2 protein-coding genes are annotated in these 2,136 nt (G+C 62.9%); one reads left to right on the top strand and one right to left on the bottom strand.

Going from position 1 to position 2,136, the window contains the following annotated elements; translation table 11 throughout:
* Positions 1-120: 120 nt before the first annotated feature.
* Complete coding sequence (locus Q0341_RS00715; RefSeq protein ID WP_299509873.1) at positions 121-1,209, bottom strand: alkene reductase; 1,089 nt, start codon at positions 1,207-1,209, stop codon at positions 121-123.
* A gap of 291 nt (positions 1,210-1,500) precedes the next feature.
* Between Q0341_RS00715 and Q0341_RS00720 the strand changes: the two genes are divergently transcribed.
* Positions 1,501-2,136, top strand: a 636-nt coding sequence (locus Q0341_RS00720; protein WP_299509875.1) for a 3'-5' exonuclease, incomplete at its 3' end; no start/stop codon positions are given.

Below are 2,136 nucleotides of genomic sequence, written 5' to 3' on the forward strand. Positions count from 1 at the left end.
TGCCCAACATGCCGCCCCCCCCGCAGGTTAGCCCCCCGCAGGCCGGCACCTTCGGCTCGGAAAGTTTGCCCCCGTCGGCGCCTTCAGGTCCGACATGCCGTTTATTCGCGAAGCGACACTTCACATCACTGGGTAATCTGTGTAGCCCTCAGGCCCAGGCGCATAAAAGGTGCTGGAGTTCGCTTTGGCCAATGGAGCGTTGGCTTTCAGGCGCTGCACCAAGTCGGGGTTGGAGATGTATGCGCGGCCAAAGGCCACTGCGTCGGCGCGGCCGGAGTCAATGGCTTCGATGGCCATGTCGCGGGTGTAGCCGTTGTTGGCAATGTAGGCACCTTGGAAGGTTTGGCGTGCCCATGCAAAGTCAAAGCCCGTCAGGTCACGTGGGCCGCCGGTAGAGCCTTCGACAAAATGGATGAAGGCGATGCCTCGTTGGTTGAGCGCTTCGACCAGCGGACCAAACACGGCCTGGGGCTTGCTTTCAGCCGAGTCGTTGGCGGGCGAGACGGGCGACAGGCGGATGCCGGTGCGGCCGGCGCCGATTTCAGCGGCCACGGCGTCGACCACTTCCAGCGCAAAGCGGATGCGGTTTGCGGGCGATCCGCCATAGCCGTCGGTGCGCAAATTGGTGCTGTCGCGCAAGAACTGGTCGATCAGGTAGCCGTTGGCGCCGTGGATTTCCACGCCGTCAAAGCCGGCCCGCATGGCGTTGGCCGCGCCTTGGCGGTATTGCTGCACCACGTCTTTGATTTCTTCAGCGCTCAGGGCGTGCGGTACGGGTGCAGGCACTTTGCCATTGCGGCCATAGGCCAGCACCTTGGCGGCCACAGCCGAGGGGGCAATCGGCTCGGCACCACCGGTCAGGTCGGGGTGCGAGATGCGGCCCACATGCCAGATTTGCGCCACGATCTTGCCGCCTGCGGCGTGCACGGCTTGGGTGATGGGTTTCCAGCCTTCGACTTGCGCGTCTGAGTAAATGCCGGGTGTGGCCATATAGCCTTTGCCCCCGGGCGAGACCTGCGTGCCCTCGCTGATGATCAGGCCCGCGTTGCTGCGTTGGCTGTAGTACGCGATGTTCATGGCGCTGCCGGGAAGGTCGCCTGCAGTTTCGTCGGCGCGGCAACGGGTCAGCGGTGCCATGACCACACGGTTGGCCATCTCGATGTCGCCGATGCGGGTGGGTTGAAACAGTTGGGCAAGGGTGTCGGTCATGGGGGCTTTTAAAAAGGATGGGAAAAAGAGGTCGCCCATTATGGGTGTGACCGCAAATGAGTCGCTGCGCGAAAAGATGGCTGTCAGACCGTAAAGGCCTGACCTGCGAAAGACATCGAGCCACGGGGATGTTCCGGTCTTTGTAGGTCGGTGCCTTCAGGTCCGACGGTGCGCTTTGCCCATCGTTTTGGTCGGGTGTGCCGCTGCGCGAAAAGACCACATGTCGGACCTTAAAGGCTTCGACCTGCGGGGGCTTGCTGAGACCGCTAACAACGCGCACCACTGGAGATAATGGTGGTCCCTTTCAGCCAGGACCACACCGTGAGCGCCATCGCCATCATCGACTTTGAAACCACGGGCATTTCGCCCAACATGGGCGACCGCGCCACGGAGGTGGCCATCGTCATGCTCGAAGGCGGTCAGGTGGTGGACCGTTACCAAAGCCTGATGAACGCCGGGGTGCGGGTGAACAGTTTCATCACGCAGCTCACGGGCATCACCAACGAAATGGTGCAGGTCGCGCCCCCGGCAGAGCAGGTGATGCGCGAGGCGGCCCGCTTTGTAGCGGGGCGGCCAATGGTGGCGCACAACGCAGCCTTTGACAAAAAGTTTTGGCAGGCCGAGCTGGCGCGATGTGGGCAAGAGGGTTCGCACGCCTTTGCCTGCACTTTGCTGCTGTCGCGCCGCCTGTACCCGCAAGCGCCCAACCACAAGCTGGGCACGTTGGCCGCAATGCACCATTTGCCCACCTCAGGTCGCGCCCACCGGGCCATGGCCGATGCCGAGATGGCCGCGCATTTGTTGGCGCAGATGCAGCAAGACTTGAAAACCCGCTACGGCTGTACCCAGGCCGACCACGCTTTGCTCATGGGCCTGCAACGCACCAGCCGGCATTTGGTGGGGCCGTATTTGAAGCAGCGGGCGCAG

The organism is uncultured Limnohabitans sp. (assembly GCF_937889215.1).
Lineage (GTDB): Bacteria > Pseudomonadota > Gammaproteobacteria > Burkholderiales > Burkholderiaceae_C > Limnohabitans_A.